At 62.3% G+C, this 19,399-nt stretch carries 12 protein-coding genes; 9 read left to right on the forward strand and 3 right to left on the reverse strand.

Going from position 1 to position 19,399, the window contains the following annotated elements:
- A partial coding sequence (locus B7Z76_RS13545) for a transposase (RefSeq protein WP_291344558.1) occupies window positions 1–297 on the forward strand: 297 nt, incomplete at its 5' end.
- Window positions 298–310: 13 nt separating this feature from the next.
- Here the strand turns inward: B7Z76_RS13545 and B7Z76_RS13550 are convergent.
- The 3 genes from B7Z76_RS13550 to B7Z76_RS13560 all read right to left on the reverse strand — a co-directional run bounded on the left by B7Z76_RS13550 (window position 311) and on the right by B7Z76_RS13560 (window position 9,571).
- Window positions 311–8,839: a GH36-type glycosyl hydrolase domain-containing protein gene (locus B7Z76_RS13550; RefSeq protein ID WP_291344560.1), complete on the reverse strand. Its 8,529-nt coding sequence runs from the start codon at window positions 8,837–8,839 to the stop codon at window positions 311–313.
- Between the two features lie 87 nt (window positions 8,840–8,926).
- A complete protein-coding gene (locus B7Z76_RS13555; RefSeq protein WP_155856274.1) occupies window positions 8,927–9,253 on the reverse strand; it encodes a hypothetical protein in 327 nt (108 codons plus the stop codon).
- 96 nt (window positions 9,254–9,349) lie between these two features.
- Entirely contained in the window at window positions 9,350–9,571 is a 222-nt protein-coding gene (locus tag B7Z76_RS13560; protein ID WP_291344563.1) for a hypothetical protein, read from the reverse strand.
- 509 nt (window positions 9,572–10,080) lie between these two features.
- On the opposite strand from B7Z76_RS13560, the gene B7Z76_RS13565 reads away from it, so the two are divergent.
- The 8 genes from B7Z76_RS13565 (at window position 10,081) to B7Z76_RS13600 (ending at window position 19,027) form a co-directional block, all read left to right on the forward strand.
- Complete coding sequence (locus B7Z76_RS13565; protein ID WP_291344564.1) at window positions 10,081–10,890, forward strand: SDR family oxidoreductase; 810 nt, start codon at window positions 10,081–10,083, stop codon at window positions 10,888–10,890.
- Between the two features lie 5 nt (window positions 10,891–10,895).
- Complete coding sequence (locus tag B7Z76_RS13570; RefSeq protein ID WP_291344566.1) at window positions 10,896–12,458, forward strand: GMC oxidoreductase; 1,563 nt, start codon at window positions 10,896–10,898, stop codon at window positions 12,456–12,458.
- The gene (locus B7Z76_RS13575; RefSeq protein WP_011930554.1) at window positions 12,455–13,888 is read left to right on the forward strand and encodes a GH39 family glycosyl hydrolase; all 1,434 of its coding nucleotides are present in this window, start codon (window positions 12,455–12,457) and stop codon (window positions 13,886–13,888) included. The genes B7Z76_RS13570 and B7Z76_RS13575 overlap by 4 nt, the downstream gene beginning before the upstream one ends.
- A 5-nt stretch (window positions 13,889–13,893) precedes the next feature.
- A complete protein-coding gene (locus tag B7Z76_RS13580; RefSeq protein ID WP_291344575.1) occupies window positions 13,894–15,177 on the forward strand; it encodes a glucoamylase family protein in 1,284 nt (427 codons plus the stop codon).
- A 2-nt stretch (window positions 15,178–15,179) separates the two neighbouring features.
- Complete coding sequence (locus B7Z76_RS13585; protein WP_291344570.1) at window positions 15,180–16,694, forward strand: mercuric reductase; 1,515 nt, start codon at window positions 15,180–15,182, stop codon at window positions 16,692–16,694.
- Between the two features lie 613 nt (window positions 16,695–17,307).
- Window positions 17,308–17,772: a DoxX family protein gene (locus B7Z76_RS13590; RefSeq protein WP_011930558.1), complete on the forward strand. Its 465-nt coding sequence runs from the start codon at window positions 17,308–17,310 to the stop codon at window positions 17,770–17,772.
- Window positions 17,769–18,227 (forward strand): cupin, encoded by a 459-nt coding sequence (locus B7Z76_RS13595; RefSeq protein ID WP_011930559.1) that lies wholly within the window; start codon window positions 17,769–17,771, stop codon window positions 18,225–18,227. Before B7Z76_RS13590 ends, B7Z76_RS13595 begins: the two co-directional genes overlap by 4 nt.
- Window positions 18,212–19,027 carry a VOC family protein gene (locus tag B7Z76_RS13600; protein WP_043508769.1) on the forward strand — a complete coding sequence of 272 codons (816 nt, stop codon included), beginning with the start codon at window positions 18,212–18,214 and terminating at the stop codon, window positions 19,025–19,027. The genes B7Z76_RS13595 and B7Z76_RS13600 overlap by 16 nt, the downstream gene beginning before the upstream one ends.
- Window positions 19,028–19,399 lie beyond the last annotated feature (372 nt).

The following is a 19,399-nucleotide window of genomic DNA, read 5'->3' on the forward strand; positions in this document are numbered from 1 at the left end:
GTCCCGCCACTGATCGACAACGTCGAATTCGGTGGATTGATCGCAGACAAGGCATTCGACAGCAACGCTCTGGTCGCAGAACTCAACGAAAGAGGCGCCAGGATCGGCATTTCCCAGCACCCGGCCCGGGCACTGAAGCTGAAAATCGACCACGAAACCTACAAATGGCGTCATCTGATCGAGAATTTCTTCTGCATGCTAAAGGAGTTCAAACGCATCGCCCTGCGCGCCTGCAAAACAGACCAGAGCTTCCAGGCAATGATCCACCTCGCCGCAGCCGTCATCAACTCACGATGAATCCCCACAAGCCCTAGATGGACATGAGCAGATCATGACTCTGGCAGTTGAGGGAAATACGAGCCGATCTGTCCGGTGACGGGCTGCGAACGCCGTCGAGCACCGAATAAGGCTCCTCGCCCCCGGTGATAGCGCGAACTTCGATTCGGCAGACCCCCTCACCCAGCCTCACCGTCGCTTTGAATCCCGGCCATGCCTCCGGAATCGAGGGAGCGACGACGAGGAAATCCCCCTCCCGGCGGATGCCGAGAATGCCCTCGACGCCGGCCCGATACATCCACCCGGCCGAGCCGGTGTACCAGCTCCAGCCGCCGCGCCCCACATGCGGAGCGACGGAATAGACGTCGGCGGCCACGACATAGGGCTCGACCTTGTAGCGCTCGGCCTCTTCCGCGGTGAAGGCATGGTTGATCGGATTGAGAAGCGCGAACAGATCATGCGCCTTGTCGCCGGCGCCGAGCTTTGCAAAGGCGAGGATCGCCCACATCGCGGCGTGGCTGTATTGCCCGCCATTCTCGCGCAGGCCCGGCGGATAGCCCTTGATGTAGCCGGGATCTAGTGGCGTATGGTCGAAGGGTGGTGTGAACAACAAGGCAAGCTTGGCGTCGGTGCGGAGCAGACGACGCTCCAGCGAGGCCATGGCGGTGGTGGCGCGCAGTCTATCAGCGGCGCCCGACAGCACAGCCCAGGACTGTGCTATGGAATCGATGCGGCACTCGCCGCTGTCCTTCGAGCCGAGCCAAGTGCCGTCGTCGAACGTCGCCCGCCGATACCATTCGCCGTCCCAGGCCGAGCGCTCCAGGGCCCGCCTTACCGAGGCAGCATGAATCCGCCAGCGGCGGGCGCGCTCGGGATCTCGTTCGCCGGCGAAGGGCGCAAACATCTCGATGGTCCGGACGAGGAGCCAGCCGAGCCAAACGCTTTCGCCCCTGCCGGCCTCGCCGACGCGATTCATGCCGTCGTTCCAATCGCCGGTGCCGATCAAAGGCAGGCCGAGCTCGCCGATGAGAGCAACGGCATGATCTAGGCCGCGGGCGCAATGCTCGTAGAGCGGCTCCACGATATCCGAGGGCATCGGCTGAAAGAAATGCTCATGCTCTTCGGTCCGCAGGACCGGGCCGTCGAGATAAGGCACGGGCTCGTGGAGGATTGCGGCGTCTCCGGTTCCGTCGATGTAGGTCGCGGTGGCGAAGGCGAGCCATACATGATCGTCGGAGATGCGGGTGCGAACGCCCTGGCCCGATTGCGGCAGCCACCAATGCTGGACGTCGCCCTCGACGAACTGCCGCCCGGCGGCGCGCAATATATGGTCCCGCGTCTCCGCGGGCAGAGCCAGCGTCAGCGCCATGCCGTCCTGCAACTGGTCGCGGAAGCCATAGGCGCCGCTCGCCTGATAGAAGGCCGAGCGTGCGGTTATGCGGCAGGCGAGCGTCTGGTAGAGCAACCAGCCATTCAGCATGATGTCCATCGCCCGGTCCGGCGTCTTCACCTGGACCGCGCCGAGCACGTCATGCCAGTGCTGCGTCACGGCGGCGAGCGCAGCATCGAGATCGGCGTGGCGATAGCGATCGACGAGTGCCCGCACCTCGTCTACTGAGCTGCACTGGCCGAGGAAGGAGACGACATCGACCGTCTCGCCGATGCCGAGCTCGACTACAGTCTGCAGCGCAGCGCACGGATCGAGGCCGGCGCCGGTCGTCCCGGACAGAGGCACCTTGCTTGCAAGGCAGAGAGGAGACGCAGGTCCGCCATCGCGGCCGAGGAATTCGGTGCGGTCGGCGGTCCAGGTGGTCTGCCGCCCCGCGAGATCGGCGAAGGCGACGCGAGAGCCGAAGGTGACGCTCCACCGATTGCGTGCCAGCATCGCTCCGGACTGCGCGTCCATCTCCGTGGTGATGAACGGAGCCGACGCCCCGCGCGAAGTGCCGAGTACCCATTCCGCATAGGCGGTGACGGAAAGCCGGCGCGGCCGGCCGGACCGATTGGTAAGTCTTAAGCGCGAGATTTTAATCGGATCGTCGAGCGGCACGTAGTGCAGCAGGTCCAGGGCGACGCCGTTCGCTTCATGCTCGAACCTGCTATAGCCGAAGCCGTGCCGCGCGACATAGGTGCCGTCACCTCGGATCGGTTGCGCGGTCGGGCTCCACAGATGGCTGCTCTCCTCGTCCCGCACATAGATCGCCTCGCCCGCCGGGTCGGCGACCGCGTCGTTCGACCATTGGGTGAGCTGGTTCTCTCGGCTGTTCTGCGCCCAGCTGTAGCCGCTGCCCTCAGCCGAAACCTGGAAACCAAAGCAGGCATTGGCGACGACGTTGATCCACGGTGCCGGAGTGGTGTGGCCGCGTTCGAGGATGGTCACATATTCCCGCCCGTCCTTGTCGAATCCGCCCAGGCCATTGAAGAATTCGAGCTTCGGCGGCTCGCGCGACGACGCGGGTTCACGCATCGGGGTCAAAGCCCGCGCCCGGCGCTGGACCGGAGGCGGATTCGACGGCGGACCCAGGCGAGCGAAATGGTCAGCGATAGTGCCGCCGCGGGCCCCAAGGACGATCCGGGCGACCGAGCGCAGAAGCGCATGCGCCTCCACGCTCATGAGATCGGCGCGCAGCATAAAGACGGACCCCTGCGCCGGTTCCTTGCCCAGCAGCGGACGCGACTGATTGGTCCGTACCGCGGCCTCGATGGCAATCTGCAGGTCCTGCACATAGGAGGAAGCCCGCTCGTTCACAATAACGAGGTCCACGGCGAGGCGCTTCATGCGCCAATATTCATGGGCGTGCAGCAATTGGCGCACCTGCGCCATGTCTTCGACATCGTCGATCCGAAGCAGCACGATCGGCAGGTCGCCAGAGATCGAGTGCGGCCACAGACCAGACTGCGGGCCGGCACCGCGCGTGATCGTCTCGGACGGCGACCTGAAGCGCCGGTCGGTATAGAGCAGCGGCGCGGCGATTCTCTGAAAGTCGGCGGCTTCTTCTGCGTCCACGTCGAGGTGTCGAAGCTGGACCTGCGCCTGTGTCCACGCCAGGGTCTTAGCACGGTCGAACGCGTTGCGATCATGATGGGCATCGATCAGATCGAGCAGTTCCGGCCGCGACGACGCGACGACGGTCCAGAATGCCACACGCGCGACCTTGCCCGGCTCGATTCGAACGCTCTGACGCAGCGAGAAGATTGGGTCCAGCACCGTTCCCACGCTGTTCGAGAGCGGCCGGCCGCCCGACATAGCCTCGGCCGTGCCGATGCTGCGCCCACGTCCGATGAAACGCGCGCGGTCGGTCTCGTATTGCGGATTTGCGGCGACCTCGCCTTCCACCACCGCGAAATGCGCGGCCCATATCTGCGGTTCGCCCGGCGCCCGACGTCGCCGCGTGGCGATGAGAGCACCAAACTCAGGCAGATGCTCGGTCTCGACGAACATCTTGGCGAAGGCCGGGTGGGCATTGTCGGCGGCCGGCGTGGTCAGGACGAGCTCGGCATAGGAGGTCAGCTCGATCTCGCGGGTCCGCCGGCCGCTATTGGTCAGCGAGACGCGCCGAACCTCGCCGTTGTGCTCGCCGGAGACGATGACATCCATCGTCGTGGTCAGGCCGACATCGTGACGGATGAACTCGGCGTGGTCCTCGCCGAACACCACGTCGCTTTCACCCGCAGCGTCCGCCATCGGCTGCGTGGTGGCGGACCAGATGCTGCCGCCCCGCATGTCGCGCAGGAAGATGAAGGAACCCCAGTCGTCGCGCGTGGCGTCTTCGCGCCAGCGCGTCACCGCGATGTCGCCCCAGCGGCTGTAGCCGCTGCCGGCTGCGGTCATCATGACGGCGTAGCTGCCATTGGAGAGCAGATGCGTAATCGGCGCCCCGGGAGCGGGCGCGGTCAGGCGGCGCACCATCGCCCCCTCGCTGCGGGCATCGACGGCGGCGGCCCGAACTTCCTCGGCGCGGGGACGGGCCACGACGACGTCGCGCGGCGAGCGTTCCTGCAACAGCAGCTCGCTCGCCCGGATCATCGGCTCGCGATGGAATCGGGCGCGCATCTCGCCGCCCAGCAGCGTGTTGGCGATGGCGACGATGGTCATGCCCTGGTGATGGGCCATGAAGCTGCGGACGATGGCGACGTCCTCGTCTTCCGGAAGCCGCGAACGGGTGAAGTCGAGCGCTTCATAGAAGCCGTAGCGGCCCTGCGCGCCCAGCTCGACGAGACGGGCATAGTTCTGTCGCGCGCGCTCGGGATTCACCATGCTGGCAAGGCCGGTCGCATAGGGCGCCACGACGACGCTCTCCGAGAGGCCGCGCTTGAGGCCGAGGCCAGGCACGCCGAAATTGGCGTATTGATAGGTGAATTCGATGTCGCGCGCATTGTAGGCGGATTCCGACATGCCCCACGGAACGCCGAGAGACCGCGCGTAGGATTGCTGGCGCTCGACCACCAGGCGGTTGGTCTGTTCGAGCACGCTGCTGGCCGGCGCTCGCATCACCAGCGACGGCATGAGGTATTCGAACATCGATCCCGACCAGGAGATGAGTGCCGAGGCGTTGCCGAGTGGCGTCGCAAGCCGCCCGAGTCGGAACCAATGGCGGGTTGGCGCATCGCCCTTGGCGACGGCGAACAGGCTGGCGAGGCGCGCTTCGGACGCCAGAAGGTCGTAGCAGCTTGGATCGCGGCCGTTCTCGGCGAGCGAATAGCCGATGGAGAGCAGCTTCCGCTCGGGATCGAGCAGGAAGGCGAAGTCCATCTCCATGGCCATGGCCCGTGCCATATCCGCCAGCGCGGTCAGGCGATCCCGTGTAGCGGCAGGCACTGCCAGAAGCTCGAGGCGGTCGCGCTCATGTTCGCTCACCGCCTTACCGAGCGCGTTTGTCCAATAGACGATGTCGGTGACTCCGTCGTCGCCCGTCGCCGGAATAGTCTCCAGCACGATCCTCGTGGCCTTGTCGGTAAGCCGTTTCAGAATCGGAGCCGTCGCTTCCAGCGTCTGCACGCCGTTCAGTTGGACGTCGATCTCGTCCAGCGCCGCAGTCAGCGCCTGCCCCTGCGAACCGCCCGCACCGGACGGGCCGGCCATCGCCTCGCGGGCCAAGGCCAAAGCATCAGCGATGCCCGCGCGCGCACTCGCGCCGACGGGGACATCCCGCCACTCCTCGCAGGCATTGGCCAGCGTGATGAGATGACCGGCGAGATTGCCGCTGTCGACGGACGAGACGTAGGCGGGCGGCAATGCCGCGAGGTCCTGCGTGCCGTACCAGTTGAGGAAGTGCCCGTGGAAGCGGCGCAGCCTCTTCAGCGTGGCGAAGGTCGCCTCCAGCCGCGTGATGGTGTCGATCGTGCCGGCCCAGCCGAAGTCGCGGGCGGCGACGGCCGAGAGCAGATAGAGGCCGATATTGGTCGGCGAGGTGCGGCGCGCGACCACCGGCTTCGGCACTTCCTGGAAATTGTCCGGCGGCAGCATGTTGTCGGCCGGGGTGACGAAGGTCTCGAAGAAGCGCCAGGTGCGCCGGGCAATCAGCCGCAGGTCGCGTGCTTCCCGTTCACCGACGGCGAGGCGCAGCGGCACCTTTGGCGAACGGCTCGCCCATTGCGCTATCGCGGGCGCGCCGAGCCAGAGCAAGGCGAAAGGCAGGATGAGCGGCCAGATGGATGGCGAGAGGGTGAGCGCGCCCCCTGTAATTACCAGGCCGAGCACCGTGCCGCTCGACATCTGCCGATAGAAGCCGATGAGATCCAGTCGCGGCGCTGCCGAGGATTTGGCGGCCGTCGTCCATTCGAGCAGATGGCGGCGCGTCACGAGCAGCCGCAGCAGCGTGCGGATCGCGGCATCGCCCGCACGCCATGCCTGATCGGCGAGAAAGACGAGCGACAGCAATGTCTGGGCTGCGGCGAGCCACAGATCGGACCGCAGCCGGGCCAAGTGGCTGCGTACGCGCATGTCGGGGCGGCCCGGAAGCAGGCTGAAGAGGATCGGCAGGAAGGAGGGAACCGCGACAGTGGAGATGACCAGAAGCGTGCCGATCCGTGCCGCCGGCACGGGAAACAGCCAGCATAAGCCCAGTGCCAGCAATGTAAGCGGCCCCGCCACGGAGCGACGCAGATTGTCGAGCATCTTACCGCGCCCGACCGTGGTCAGGCCGCGCCATCCTGCACCGTCACCCACGATCCACGGCAGCAACTGCCAGTCGCCGCGCATCCAGCGATGCTGCCGCTTGGCGACGACATCGTAGCGCGAAGGGAATTCCTCGACGACCTCGACATCCGACGCAAGGCCAGCGCGTGCAAACACGCCCTCGAAGAGATCGTGGCTGAGCAGCGTGTTGTCGGGGATGCGCCCGGCAAGCGATGCCTCGAAGGCATCGATCTCATAGATGCCTTTTCCGGTGTAGGAACCTTCGCCGAAGAGGTCCTGATAGACGTCGGAAACAGCCGCCGCATAGGGGTCCATGCCGCCGCCGCCGGAGATGACCCGCTGATAGAACGAGCCCTCGCGGCCGATTGGCAACGAGGGCGTCACCCGCGGTTGGAGGATCCCGTAGCCGCTTACCACCCGCCGCTCGGCAGCGTTGAATTTCGGCCGGTTCAGCGGATGCGCCATCTTGCCGATGAGCCGGAGCGCGGCGTCGCGCGGTAGGCGGGTGTCGGCATCGAGCGTAATCACGTAGCGCACATCCACCGGGACCTCCGGAGGCCGGCCACCAACGGCCATGAAGGAGGTGTCGTCCGCGCCGCGCAGCAGGCGGTTGAGCTCATGCAGCTTGCCGCGCTTGCGCTCCCATCCCATCCATTTTCCTTCGCCCGGATTAAACAGGCGATGGCGGTGTAGCAGGAGGAAGCGGTTGCCGGCCGGGCCGGCGCCGTGACGCAGATTAAGTTGCTCGATCCCTTGCACGGCGAGCTCCAATAATGGCGCATCGTCCGGCAGGACCTCGCAGTCGGCGTCCATGCCATCCGACAGAAGGGCAAAAGTGATATCGCCGCCGGCACCGGAGAGGAAATGAACTTCCAGCCTTTCGACTTGTTCCTGAAGGTCGGCTTCGCTGGTGAGCAGCGTCGGCACGGCGACGAGAGTGCGCAAGGAGGTCGGGACGCCGCCCGCGAGTTCGAGGCCCGGCAGGCTGGTGGCATTGAACATCCATGCCACGCCCCGGTTGACCAGTGCGGTCGCCAGTTCGCTTGCCGAGACGAAGCCAATGACCGCGAACAAAACGAGCCAGCCGCTGGAAAGGCCGGCGGATGAGAGTGCCCAGAGTGACAGCGCGATGAGGCCCAGCGTAACGGCGATGCTCGTGCCGATATATCCACCTATGCCGAGCCGGATGCTGAGGCGGCTAAGGCGAAGCCGGGCGGGCGGGCGGAAACGGATCGTCCGTTCGAATGCGCTCCGCCCATCGCCGATGAGATAAAAGCCGGGATCGCTGGCCGGCCCGGTCGACGCATCCTGCGTTGTGGCGTTCACCGTCGCAACGGCCTGCAGCGCCCGCCCGGCGATGTCGAGCTCGGATGCCACGGAGCCGCGGGCGAGTTGCTCGATCGCGCTCCGGTAGAGGTTGCGCGTGGAAAAATCCATCGCGGCGAAGGCACTCCCCGCCCGCAGCCGATCATCGACCAGGCTGACGCTCTCGAACATCTCGGCCCAGTCGATGTCGGAGATCAGCCGCATGCTGGTGATGACGTTGCGCACGCTGACGTTGGAGGCGCCAAGCCGCTGCTGAGCATGCTGCACCACACCTTCGACCGATGCGCCTTGGGCTCCCAGTCGTGTCTCCAGCCATCCCAGTGCCGGCGTGATCCGCGGGTCCCGGTCCCTGAGCCGCTTGACGAGCTGGGCGGCGAAGACCTCGTCCAGCGGTTCCGGCGAGCGGATCAGGATGTCGGCGTCGAGCGCGGCCCGGGCTTCGCCCGAGACGAGAAGCCGGTCGGCGAGCAGGTCGGCCTCTCGGCGCGCCCGACGCCCGGCGGTGATCTGGTCGGCCAGCCGGCGCAGGTTCTCGATGAGCACGATGCGCAGTGTGATGGCCACAGCCCACAGCTCGCCGATGGTCAGCGGCTCGACCTGCTGATAGGCCGCGATGAAGCAGCGCAACATCTCGGGATCGAAATGGCTGTCGGTATGGGCGACATAGGCCCAGGCGAGGCCGAGCACGCGAGGGTAGCCGGCGAACGGCCCCTCGGCGAGCTTCGGCAGCAACCGGTAATAGCCAGGCGGGAGGTCGTCACGGATCTCCCGGACCTGTTCCTCAACGAGATGATAATTGTCTAGCAGCCACTCGGCGGCCGGCACCACGGTGCGGCCTGCCTCGACATCGGCAGCCGTTGCCCGGTAGGCGGCGAGTAGCACACCGGCATTCCTCTTCAGGCGGGTATGCAGCGAAGGGGCGGAAGGCGGCCGGGCGGTGATGGGCTGGGCGGCAGCGAGGCTTCGTGCGTGCTGTTCCAGCCGCTCGGCACCGAACAATTCCTCGCGGATCGGCGAGGCGTCGTTCCAGACGGAGCCCTGCCGGGCGCGGTTGCCCCGTTTGAAGGAGTAGCGGCGAAGGTCGACGATCGGATTCATTTATGCCTTCCGGTGCAGAGTGGCGCGAGAGGCATGGGCCGGACGGTCCGGGCGGAGGACCTTTGCTCAGGCGGGGCAGAAGCCGGATTACGGCGCGGGACGGGCGGCGTCCCGGTCGGCACGCCATTCAGCGGCGGCGGGCAGATCGCCGGCGACATCGACATGTGCAGCGCCGTCGCAGCTTGGCGCCAGGGACTTCTCGGAGAAGCGCAGCTGCAACAGCCGACCCTCGACAGTGCGCAGCCGCCCCGCGAAGCCCGCGCCGATGATTACGACATGCCGTTTCTTACTCACAACGGACACGAAAATATCATACGGATCATGTACAATTTGCAAACTTGGAAGGTGACCTGACGTGGTCCGTGGCAATGGCGTCAATAGCGTCCCGAACCCCATCAGCAATTCCCGTTCCATGGTCGTTTCTCGCTCGTCACAGCAATCGGATTAGAGTGAGTTGCGATAAGCTGATTACGGCGGGATCGTAAGAGTAAGACAAGACTCGGAAAATACTCAATTAATCAGCACCCCCATACGCTCGGCGCCACCGGCTTCGATCCTGGTCAGAATTGTCTGAACCCGGCGCGGGTTTGAAGGCGGGCACGGTGCGCCCGACGTCGGTGGCGGTGACGACGGGACAACCATCTGTCTCAGCACCGCGCCACCGGCTTTTGGTCGAAGGCCGCCAGTCAACACCAGAATACCGCCGAAGTCGCGCGGCGCCGCGACCGCCATCTGAAAGACAGCGTAGCGTCGCCGGCGTGATCGATGACCTTCGCTCGATTCTGGCCGGTTTGCCCAAGCGTCGCGGGTGATCGCTGAGTGATTTCACCTGATAGCGCCGGGATGCGGACGAAATTGGCCAAGTATTGGGCTAGGCCGTGAAGCTGGAGGCGGACGGCCCTCATCGAGCAGTACGAATACTGGGTTCACATGACCCCGATTTTGCCCTCCTTGATCAAGAGGAACGCGTATTCCGGAAATCGGCGGTGAGCCAACGAGTGCGACCAGCGGCATTTGGGCCGACTAGGTAGATTCCGAGCCTGCCGCGATCGCCCAAACGCCGGCATCCTCAGACGAGCGGCCGATCCACTGAGGAAAGGCCTGGGGTTTGCCGCCGGCTTCGCCGATAAAGGTTGCGGCCAGTCCGGCAAGCACCGGCCCGTCAAACTTGTCTCTTCAAGAGGTCGCCACCCTCTCGCAAGGGTTGCCCGACCTTTTGCGGTATTTGTGAAAGAACCCCCATGTCCGATCGCAAGCTCTTGGCCAAACAGAAGGCGCTCGTTACCGGGGCCAACTCCGGCATCGGCGAGGGCGTCGCAATTGCTCTCGGCCAGGCGGGCGCCGATGTAGTGGTGAATTATGTCGAGGGCGACGCCGCCGCGAACGCTGTGGTTGACAAGATCAAGCAGTTCGGCGGCAACGCTATCACACACAAGGCCGATGTTTCGCATGAAGATGAGGTCGGCGACATGTTCGACCGAGCCGTACGCGAATTTGGCACGATCGACATCCTCGTCAACAATGCCGGTATGCAACGCGACTCTGCATTTTCTGACATGACCCTGGAAAAGTGGAACAAAGTCCTTGGCGTCAATTTGACCGGCCAGTTTATCTGCGCGCGGGCGGCCATACGCGAGTTCCTGCGCCGCGGCGTGGTCCCATCCGTGTCGCGCGCAGCCGGTAAGATCATTTGCATGAGTTCGGTGCACCAAGTGATCCCGTGGGCAGGTCACGCGAATTACGCCACCTCGAAGGGCGGCATCAAATTGATGATGGAGAGCATGGCGCAGGAGCTTGCCCCCAAGCGCATCCGCGTCAACGGCATCGCACCAGGCGCGATACAGACGCCAATCAATACCTCCGCCTGGGACACGCCGGAGGCCCTCAAGAGTCTGCTGACGCTAATTCCCTATGGAAGGATCGGACTGCCCGAAGATATCGCACGCGCCGCCGTTTGGCTGGCGTCTGACGATTCCGACTACGTCGTAGGCACCACACTCTTCGTTGACGGGGGCATGACGCTTTACCCCGGCTTCTCGACCAACGGTTGAAGACGATGACGCAGCATTACGACGTCATCATCATCGGAAGCGGCCCTGGTGGCGCATCTGTCGCGTATCGCCTCGCGCCAACCGGCAAACGCATCTTGCTGATTGAGCGTGGCGATTATCTGCCGCGTTCGCGTGCGAACTGGGACTCGCAGACGGTGTTCGTCGATGGCGCCTATCAAGCTGATGAGACGTGGTATGGCAAGAATGGCGAGACCTTTCATCCCGGCCTGCATTATTATGTCGGCGGCAACTCAAAGGTCTATGGCGCGGCGCTTTTCAGACTGCGAGAGCGAGATTTCGGCGAAGTCCAGCACAAGGACGGCGTCTCTCCTGCATGGCCTCTAAAGTACGAGGTGTTCGAGCCCTATTACGGCGAGGCCGAGCAGCTGTTTCACGTTCACGGCCAACGCGGCGAAGATCCGAACGAGCCCCCTTCAAGCGGTCCCTTTCCCTATCCGCCGGTTTCCCACGAGCCGCGCATCCAAACGCTACAGGACAGCCTGGCGAGAGGCGGCTTGCACCCGTTTCATCTCCCTCTTGGTATTCTTCTTGATGAGGAGCATGGAAAAGTCACGCCGACCAGCATCTGCATCCGCTGCGACACGTTTGATGGATTTCCCTGTCTTCTGAACGGCAAGGCGGACGCGCAGGTCATGTGCGTCGATCCGGCACTTAAGTTGCACCCCAACCTGACGTTGCTGACCAACGGGTATGTCTCCAGGCTCGGAACGGACGCCAAGGGCAGCAAAGTGAAAGACGTCGCGGTGACGCGCCATCGCAGTGAAGAGCACTACTCGGCCGATATCGTAGTCGTCGCGTGCGGCGCGCTGTCCTCGGCGCTGCTTCTGCTGCGCTCCGCGAACGACGATCATCCCGATGGCCTCGCCAACGGTTCCGGCCAGGTCGGGCGCAACTACATGCGTCACAATCAGTCCATTCTGATGGCGCTGATGCGCGAACCCAACGACACGGTATTCCAGAAAACCCTCGCGATCTCCGATTTCTACTTCGGATCGGATGACTGGGAATATCCGCTCGGGTTAATACAGATGTGCGCCACGTCGCATGGCGCGCAAATCAGGGGCGAAGCGCTGCCGAGCTGGCTGGAATGGATGCCAAAGATGCCGTTCGACGAGATGGCGCGCCACTCGATGGATTTCTGGTTGTCGAGCGAGGATATTCCGCGGCCGGAAAACCGCATTCGCTACGATGGCGAGCGTGTCGTTCTGGACATCACCGAAGGTGATATGGAAGCTCATCATCGGCTCAAGAAAAAGCTCGAGCAGATATTGAGCAGCGCGGGCGCTCATCCAGTACTCCTGGAGCGCAGCCTTTATCTGGGCAATGACATTCCGATCGGCGGCACGGCGCATCAAGCAGGGACGGCGCGCTTCGGGACCGATCCCGCGAACTCGGTGCTGGACCTCGACTGCAAGGCCCATCAACTCGATAACCTGTACATTGCGGATGCCAGCTTCTTTCCATCGATCGGGGCGGTCAATCCGACGCTGACAATCATCGCCAACGCCCTTCGTGTCGCCGACCGAATCAAGGAAAGACTGAAATGACGGCCATGTTCTCAAGCGACCTGAGCGGACGCACCACAGACTTTCCGCATTTCTGGGAGCATACGGTCGGCAGCGGCCATGCGACACTTGCTTTGCGGGCTGATTGGCAGGCGCAACTCAAGCAGGCGCATGACGAACTTGGCATGCGGCATGTCCGGTTTCACGGCATTCTGAGCGATGACATGGGAACGCTGGTGAGTGAGGGCGACACGTTCTTCTATTCGTTTTTCAATACCGACCAGATCTTCGATTTCCTGCTGTCGATCGGCATGAAGCCTTTTGTCGAATTGAGTTTCATGCCGTCTGCTCTGTCCTCCGGTGATCAGACGGTTTTTCACTACCGAGCCAATGTCGGCCGTCCCAGGGACTATGCGCAATGGGCCGTGCTGATCAGAAAGCTGGTACGTCATTGGGTGGACCGTTACGGATTGGGCGAAGTGCGGCAGTGGTTCTTCGAGGTCTGGAACGAACCGAACCTGACGGCATTCGGAAACGGTCAGCAGAGCGATTATTTCGAGCTGTACCGCTACACAGTGGAGGCCATCAAGGGCGTTGACGCAATGCTGAAAGTCGGCGGTCCCGCCACGGCGGCGAATGCGTGGATCGATGATTTTCTGGCATTCTGCAAGGCCAATGACCTGCCGGCCGATTTCGTCAGTACACATCATTATCCCACGGATGCATTCGGCAAACCGGGCGACGACACCGAAGCTCAATTAGCGGCCTCAACGCGCAGCATCCTGCGCGAACAGGCCCGCGACGTCCGAAAGAACGCCGGCGATTTGCCGGTCTACTACACGGAGTGGTGCACATCCTCCAATCCGCGCGATCCGATGCATGACGATCCCTACGCCGCCGCGTTTATCGTCAAAACGATCCTCGAAGCCAGTGGGCTGGTTCAGGGATACAGCTATTGGACGTTCTCAGACATTTTCGAGGAAAACTATTTCCCTTCGATCCCATTCCACGGCGGATTCGGGTTGCTCAACATTCATGGCATCGCCAAGCCCGCCTATCGAGCCTTCCAGTTGCTGCATGAACTGGGCACGCAGATGATGCCGGTCAAGGGGAGCCACGCAACCGTCGATGCCTGGTTCGTGCGCGGCGATCAGCGTTCCACGCTGGTATTGACGAACTTTGCGCTGCCGCGGCATCCGATCGAGACAGAGCAGGTTTCCTTCGAGCTCAAGTCCGCGAAGCCGGAATCGATGGCGTCCATTCAGCGGATCGACCTGGAGCACGCCAATGCGAAGCCCCATTGGGAGCAACGGGGCAAGCCTGAATATTTGAACGCCGCGACCATTGAAGAACTCAAGCATCTGTCGCAGTTCCAGAGCGAACCGGTTCCGGTCAATGGTGACTCCGGGAAGTTGAACATTAAAGTGTCGATGCCGCCACAATCGGTCGCCGCGATCCATTTCTCGAATTGACCGGGATGGGCGATCTGGCGCAGCTTTCGGACGAGGCACTCACGATCCGCCTGCAGCAGGCGGCTTTTTCCTATCTGATCGACTACGCTAACGCCGATACCGGCCTTGTCGCGGACACGTCCCGCCAGGGGGCGCCGTGCAGTATTGCCGTGGTCGGGTTTGCGCTGTCCTGCTATCCTATTGCGGTCCGGAATGGTTGGCTGTCACGCACGGATGCAGCTACCCGCACGCTCAAGGTTCTCAGATTCTTTTCATGCAGCACTCAGAGCGATGCACCCGACGCGACCGGCTACAAGGGCTTCTATTATCACTTTATTGACATGCAGACGGGCAAGCGCGTCTGGCAATGCGAACTCTCGCTGATCGATACCGCGCTGCTGGTCGCCGGTTTCCTGGTGGCCGCATGCTACTTCGACGGCAGTGGCGAGCGTGAAATTCGCGAACTGGCCGACGCGTTGTATCGCCGCGTCGATTGGCGATGGGCCCAGAACGGCACACTAGGCCTTTCGCAAGGATGGAAACCCGAGTGTGGGTTTCTCCATTATGGCTGGGAAGGATACAACGAAGCGGCGCTTCTCTACGTTCTAGGTCTTGGCTCGCCGACCTTTCCGCTCACGCCAGCTGGATACGTTACATGGCAGCTGACCTATCAGTGGGAAAATCTGCTGGACCGCGATGTTCTCTATTCCGGTCCGCTTTTCACGCACCTGTTCTCCCATGCGTGGATCGACTTTCGCGGTATCCGCGATGAGTTCATGCGTGAGAAGGCGAGCGACTATTTTGAGAATACGAAGAGCGCCATCGCTGTTCATCGCGAATACGCCGAACGCAATCCATACGGGTTCGAAGCCTATGGTCGCGACTTCTGGGGTGTAACGGCAGGAGATGGCCCGACCGCCCCGGAGATGCTCGAGAACGGTAAGGATCGCCGCTTCTTCGGCTACATGTCGCGCGGCGTACCGTACGGTCCCGATGACGGAACGATCGCGCCTTGGGCCATGCTTGCAACACTGCCCTTTGGGGCCGATGCCGCGCTCGCCGGCACGCGCGGTCTTCTCGAGTTGCATCCGAAGGTCTGCCACCAGGACAGATTTTCAAGCGGCTTCAATCCGACACTGTCGGATGGCGACGGCGGCTGGCTTTCCACAGGATGGTACGGGCTCGACCAGGGCCTGCTCGTGATGATGATTGAAAATCATCGCACTGATATGATCTGGGAGATCATGCGGCATTGCAGTTACGTGCACGATGGGCTCCAACGCGCCGGTTTTGAAGACGGGTGGCTTTAGCAATGCAAGATGGCGTCCCAATAACGAAACCTGGTGACGAGGATCGCTTCCTTCGGAGGGTACGCCCTGCAGATTGGAAAAACCCGGTGCCACGGAACCCCTACGACATCGCAATTGTCGGAGCGGGCCCGGCCGGACTGGAAGCGGCAGAGTACGCCGCGCGGCTGGGGTTCTCCGTCGCACTCATCGAGCGCAATCGCCTGGGCGGAAATTCGCTGAATGCAGGGTCGGTCCCATCCAAGGCAATCATCTGCACCGCGCGCGTTTGTAGCACGATGCGGGATGCCGAAGCGTTCGGAGCGCCGATCCCGTCTGCGCCGTCTCTCGATTTTGACAAGGTGATGTCGCGCATGCGCCGGATTCGGACGCGCATATCGGGATATCATTCGGTTCACGAACTCGCCGAACCGGGTGTCGACATTTTTTTCGGTTCTGCCCGGTTCGAGAGCGCGGATACGCTGTTTGTGGACGACGCGCCCGTGCATTTCAAAAAGGCGCTCATCGCCACAGGCGCGCGTCCCGGGGTGCCCAATATTCCGGGCCTCGATCAGACGGGTTATCGCACGAGCGCGACGATCTTCGAGATGGCAGCACTGCCGACGCGTCTCGCCATCATCGGCGGAGGCCCGCTGGGTTGCGAAATGGCGCAAGCCTTTTGCGGGCTGGGATCGCACGTAACCATCGTGCAGAACGATCCGAAATTCCTGCCTCGCGAGGAACGTGACGCCGCGGAAATCCTATCCCGCTCCATGGCGCGCGATGGAGTCGATATCCGTCTGAACACCACGGTGGTCGGGGCGCGGCGCGTGAACGGCATCAAGATTCTGGAGACCGTCAATAACGATGTAAAGGGCGACATTCAAGCCGACGAAATCCTGTTGAGCATCGGCCGGGTTCCAAATGTCGAAAAGCTCAATCTTGTTGCCGCCGGCGTCACTTTTGACGAGGACCATGGAATCAAAGTTGATGATTTTCTGCGCAGCACAAATCCAAATGTGTACGCCGCAGGTGACGTCTGCTTGGCGCTTAAATTCACCAACGCCGCACAGTCCTCAGCGCGCATGGCGGTTCGGAATGCGCTGATGCAGGCACAACAGCGACAAAGCAGCTTGGTCATACCCTGGTGCACCTATTGCGATCCCGAAATCGCGCATATCGGTCTGCACGTCTGGGAAGCGCGCCAGCAATCGATTCCCATCAAGAGTTTCACCGTGATGATGCACGACGTCGATCGCGCGATCACCGATGGACGGGACACGGGCTTCGTCAAGATCCACATATCGGAAGGGTCCGACAGGATTTTAGGCGCGACCATCGTCTCCTCGCGGGCGAGCGAGTTGATTAACGAGATGGCCGTCATAATGAGCGCCGGCATCGGCATGAAGGCGCTGGCAGAGGTGGCACACACCTATCCGGCGCAATCCGAGGCAATCCTGCTTGCGGCACAAGCCTATACGCGCAATTTCGATGAGGCGGCAAAAAGGGCTGCATCTGGAAACGCGGACAATGGAAAATGAGGCCGCAGGTTGACCGGAAAAATTCTTCATGCCTTTACCAATCTGGGCCTGATAAACGCTGGCTCGTTCTGATCCCGGCTTGTGAATCGTCGAGCTTCCGGATCAAGGTATCGAAGGGGCAGCCTTTGCTTTTCGCGATACTGTCCCCGTTCCTGCTCACCGGATGCGACGCGCTGAAGTTCGATGTGATGAATCATGCGGGGTCCGATCGCTGCGAGCCAATGGCACCTCTACGTCATCGTCGGCATCGTGCTGGTCTTCGTTGCTGTCCGGTGCTGCTGCTCACTCCACTCATCGCTTGGCATTATCGACTGTCCAACAAGCATAGCGCGTTCAGGCCGAAGCGGGATTTTTCCTGGACTATCGAAGGCTTTATCTGGTCCCGCCGATCGGCATCGTCATCGGTCTCGGCTTCTTGCTCTGGCACTATACTCACACGCTTGATCCCTATCGACGTATTGCGTCCAACCAGCCGGCCCTCGAAGTTCTGGCGGTGGGGCTCGACTGGAAATGGCTGTTCATCTATCCGACCCGCAGCGGATATCGGAGCGGTAAATTCGACAATTGCGATCGACGATGTGGAGCGCGTGGTCGATAACATCAGGGACCAGCTATGACGACAGCAGCAATCGTTGTGCTCGTGGTCCGCTATGGCCTCGTGCTGTTATTCCTCCCGTTCAGCGCACTCGACAAGTTTTTCGGCTTCAATCACGCGGTCAAACAGGCGCAGAGCATGTTCAAGCCGCGCCCAATCGCGATGGCGATGATCCTGATCGGCCTCTTCGTGGAGGTGATTTGCAGCCTTGGCGTCGTCACTGGCATAGCCGATCGGGCGAGTGCCTTCGTCATTGCCGGCTACTGCGCGGCGACGGCGGTTCTATATAAACAATTCTGGGCACAGGGCGATTTCTGGTCTGATCCCGACGGCAAAGGCCGTACGCTCCTGTGGGATTTTCTGAAAAACCTATCGCTCGGCGCCGGTTTCCTGCTGATCGTTATCGGCACGGACGGGATGGGGTTGGCACCCTTCATTCATGCACCCTTCGCCTCCAGCCATCCTTATGGAACTCACCCATGAGCGATCAAACCGACGCGGCAGGCCCAAGGCCCTCGGTTCCCTATTGGCATCTTTATGTCGATGGCGATGGCACCAGTCATCAATCGCAATGCGCGCTCACCGATTATCAACTCAAGGCCGTAGGCCCGGCCGATCCGCAGTGGAATGACAAGATGGAACGCAGCGAGGCGACCGTTGTCTTCACCGTCCAACCGGTCGGCTGGGTGGGCGACTGGCACGAGAATCCGGCGCCGCAATGGATCATCGTGCTATCTGGCCGTTGGTGGATCGAAAGCATGGACGGTACGCGCATCGAGCAGGGACCGGGTGACTTCTCGTTCGGAGAGGATCAGGGCTGCACCGAGGTGAACGGTAAGAAAGGCCATAGATCCGGAACGATTGGTGATCAACCGTGCTGCCTGATGACCGTCCAACTTCATGTCAAACCGAGACGCGGGTCATGTCACCTGACATGATTTTCGAGGGGATAGCAGGCTTTCGGCTCGTTACTGCTGAGCCAGCGCGGTTGGCTGTCTTTTATCGCGAGATCGGTTTCGACGTCGCCGAGGCTGCGCCCATTTCCGCCGAGGAAATCACACGCCTCGGCCTCTCAGGCGCCGGTTCGCGCATCGCAATGTTGCTCGGCCCAAGCCGCGTGGAGCTCGAAAGTTTCGACCATCCGGGACGCCCCTATCCGGTTGACACGACTGCTTGCGATCTCGTCATCCAGCACCTCGCGCTCGTCACCGACGATGCGGAGGCCGCATGGCGTCGCGCGCGCGACGCCGGCGCCACGCCGATCAGCCGAGCGCGCCCGGTAACGCTTCCCAAGTCCGCTGGCGGGGTAACCGCGATCAAGTTCCGCGATCCTGAAGGTCATCCGCTCGAATTGCTCCAATTCGCGCCGGGTGCCAATTCGGGCTGGAAGGGTACCGGCATCATGGGGATCGACCATAGCGCGATCTCGGTCAGCGATGTCGTAGCCAGCCGACGCTTCTATGCGCGTCACGGGCTGGGCGAGGCAGGCGCTACGGTAAATTATGGCCCGACGCAGGATGCGCTCGACGGGCTTGACGGCGCCGAAGTCGATGTGGTGCCGATGAACCCCACGGGTAAGCCGCCGCACGTTGAACTGCTGGGCTATCGCCATCCCGTCGGCCGTGCGCTTCACCCTCTCTTCGCAAATGATCTCGCCGCCACGCGTATCGTCTGGCGATCAAATGCCGACGCACTGATCCGCGATCCCGACGGGCATCTTCATCAGCTCAGCCGATAAGATCGATCGCGAGCAGATATTGTGTTGCTGTGATGAACAGCCGCCGTCCGTCCGCGCCGCCAAACGTGCAGTTCGAGGCGACCGCCGGTGTTGGTAGTCACCTGTGAAAAATCGAACTTTGCTGATCTAGTCATGACTATTTAGCGGCGGGCAATATTGGGATTTGCAAGGTCTGTGTGGCCTGAGGGGAAAAACCTTGCAAAACCGTTGGAGCGTTGCGCGGTGGTCGCGATCGTGATTCTCTCCCGTTGATGCCGAACATCATGCGTTTGACGTGGAGGAAAGAATGCCGCCGAAGCTGAATGCCTCGCAGGATGATCTCGAACTGTTCCGCTCGCGGCTGGAGAACATCATCGACCAGCGGCATCCCCT

Origin of the sequence: Acidiphilium sp. 20-67-58 (assembly GCF_002255515.1) — a bacterium.
Lineage (GTDB): Bacteria > Pseudomonadota > Alphaproteobacteria > Acetobacterales > Acetobacteraceae > Acidiphilium.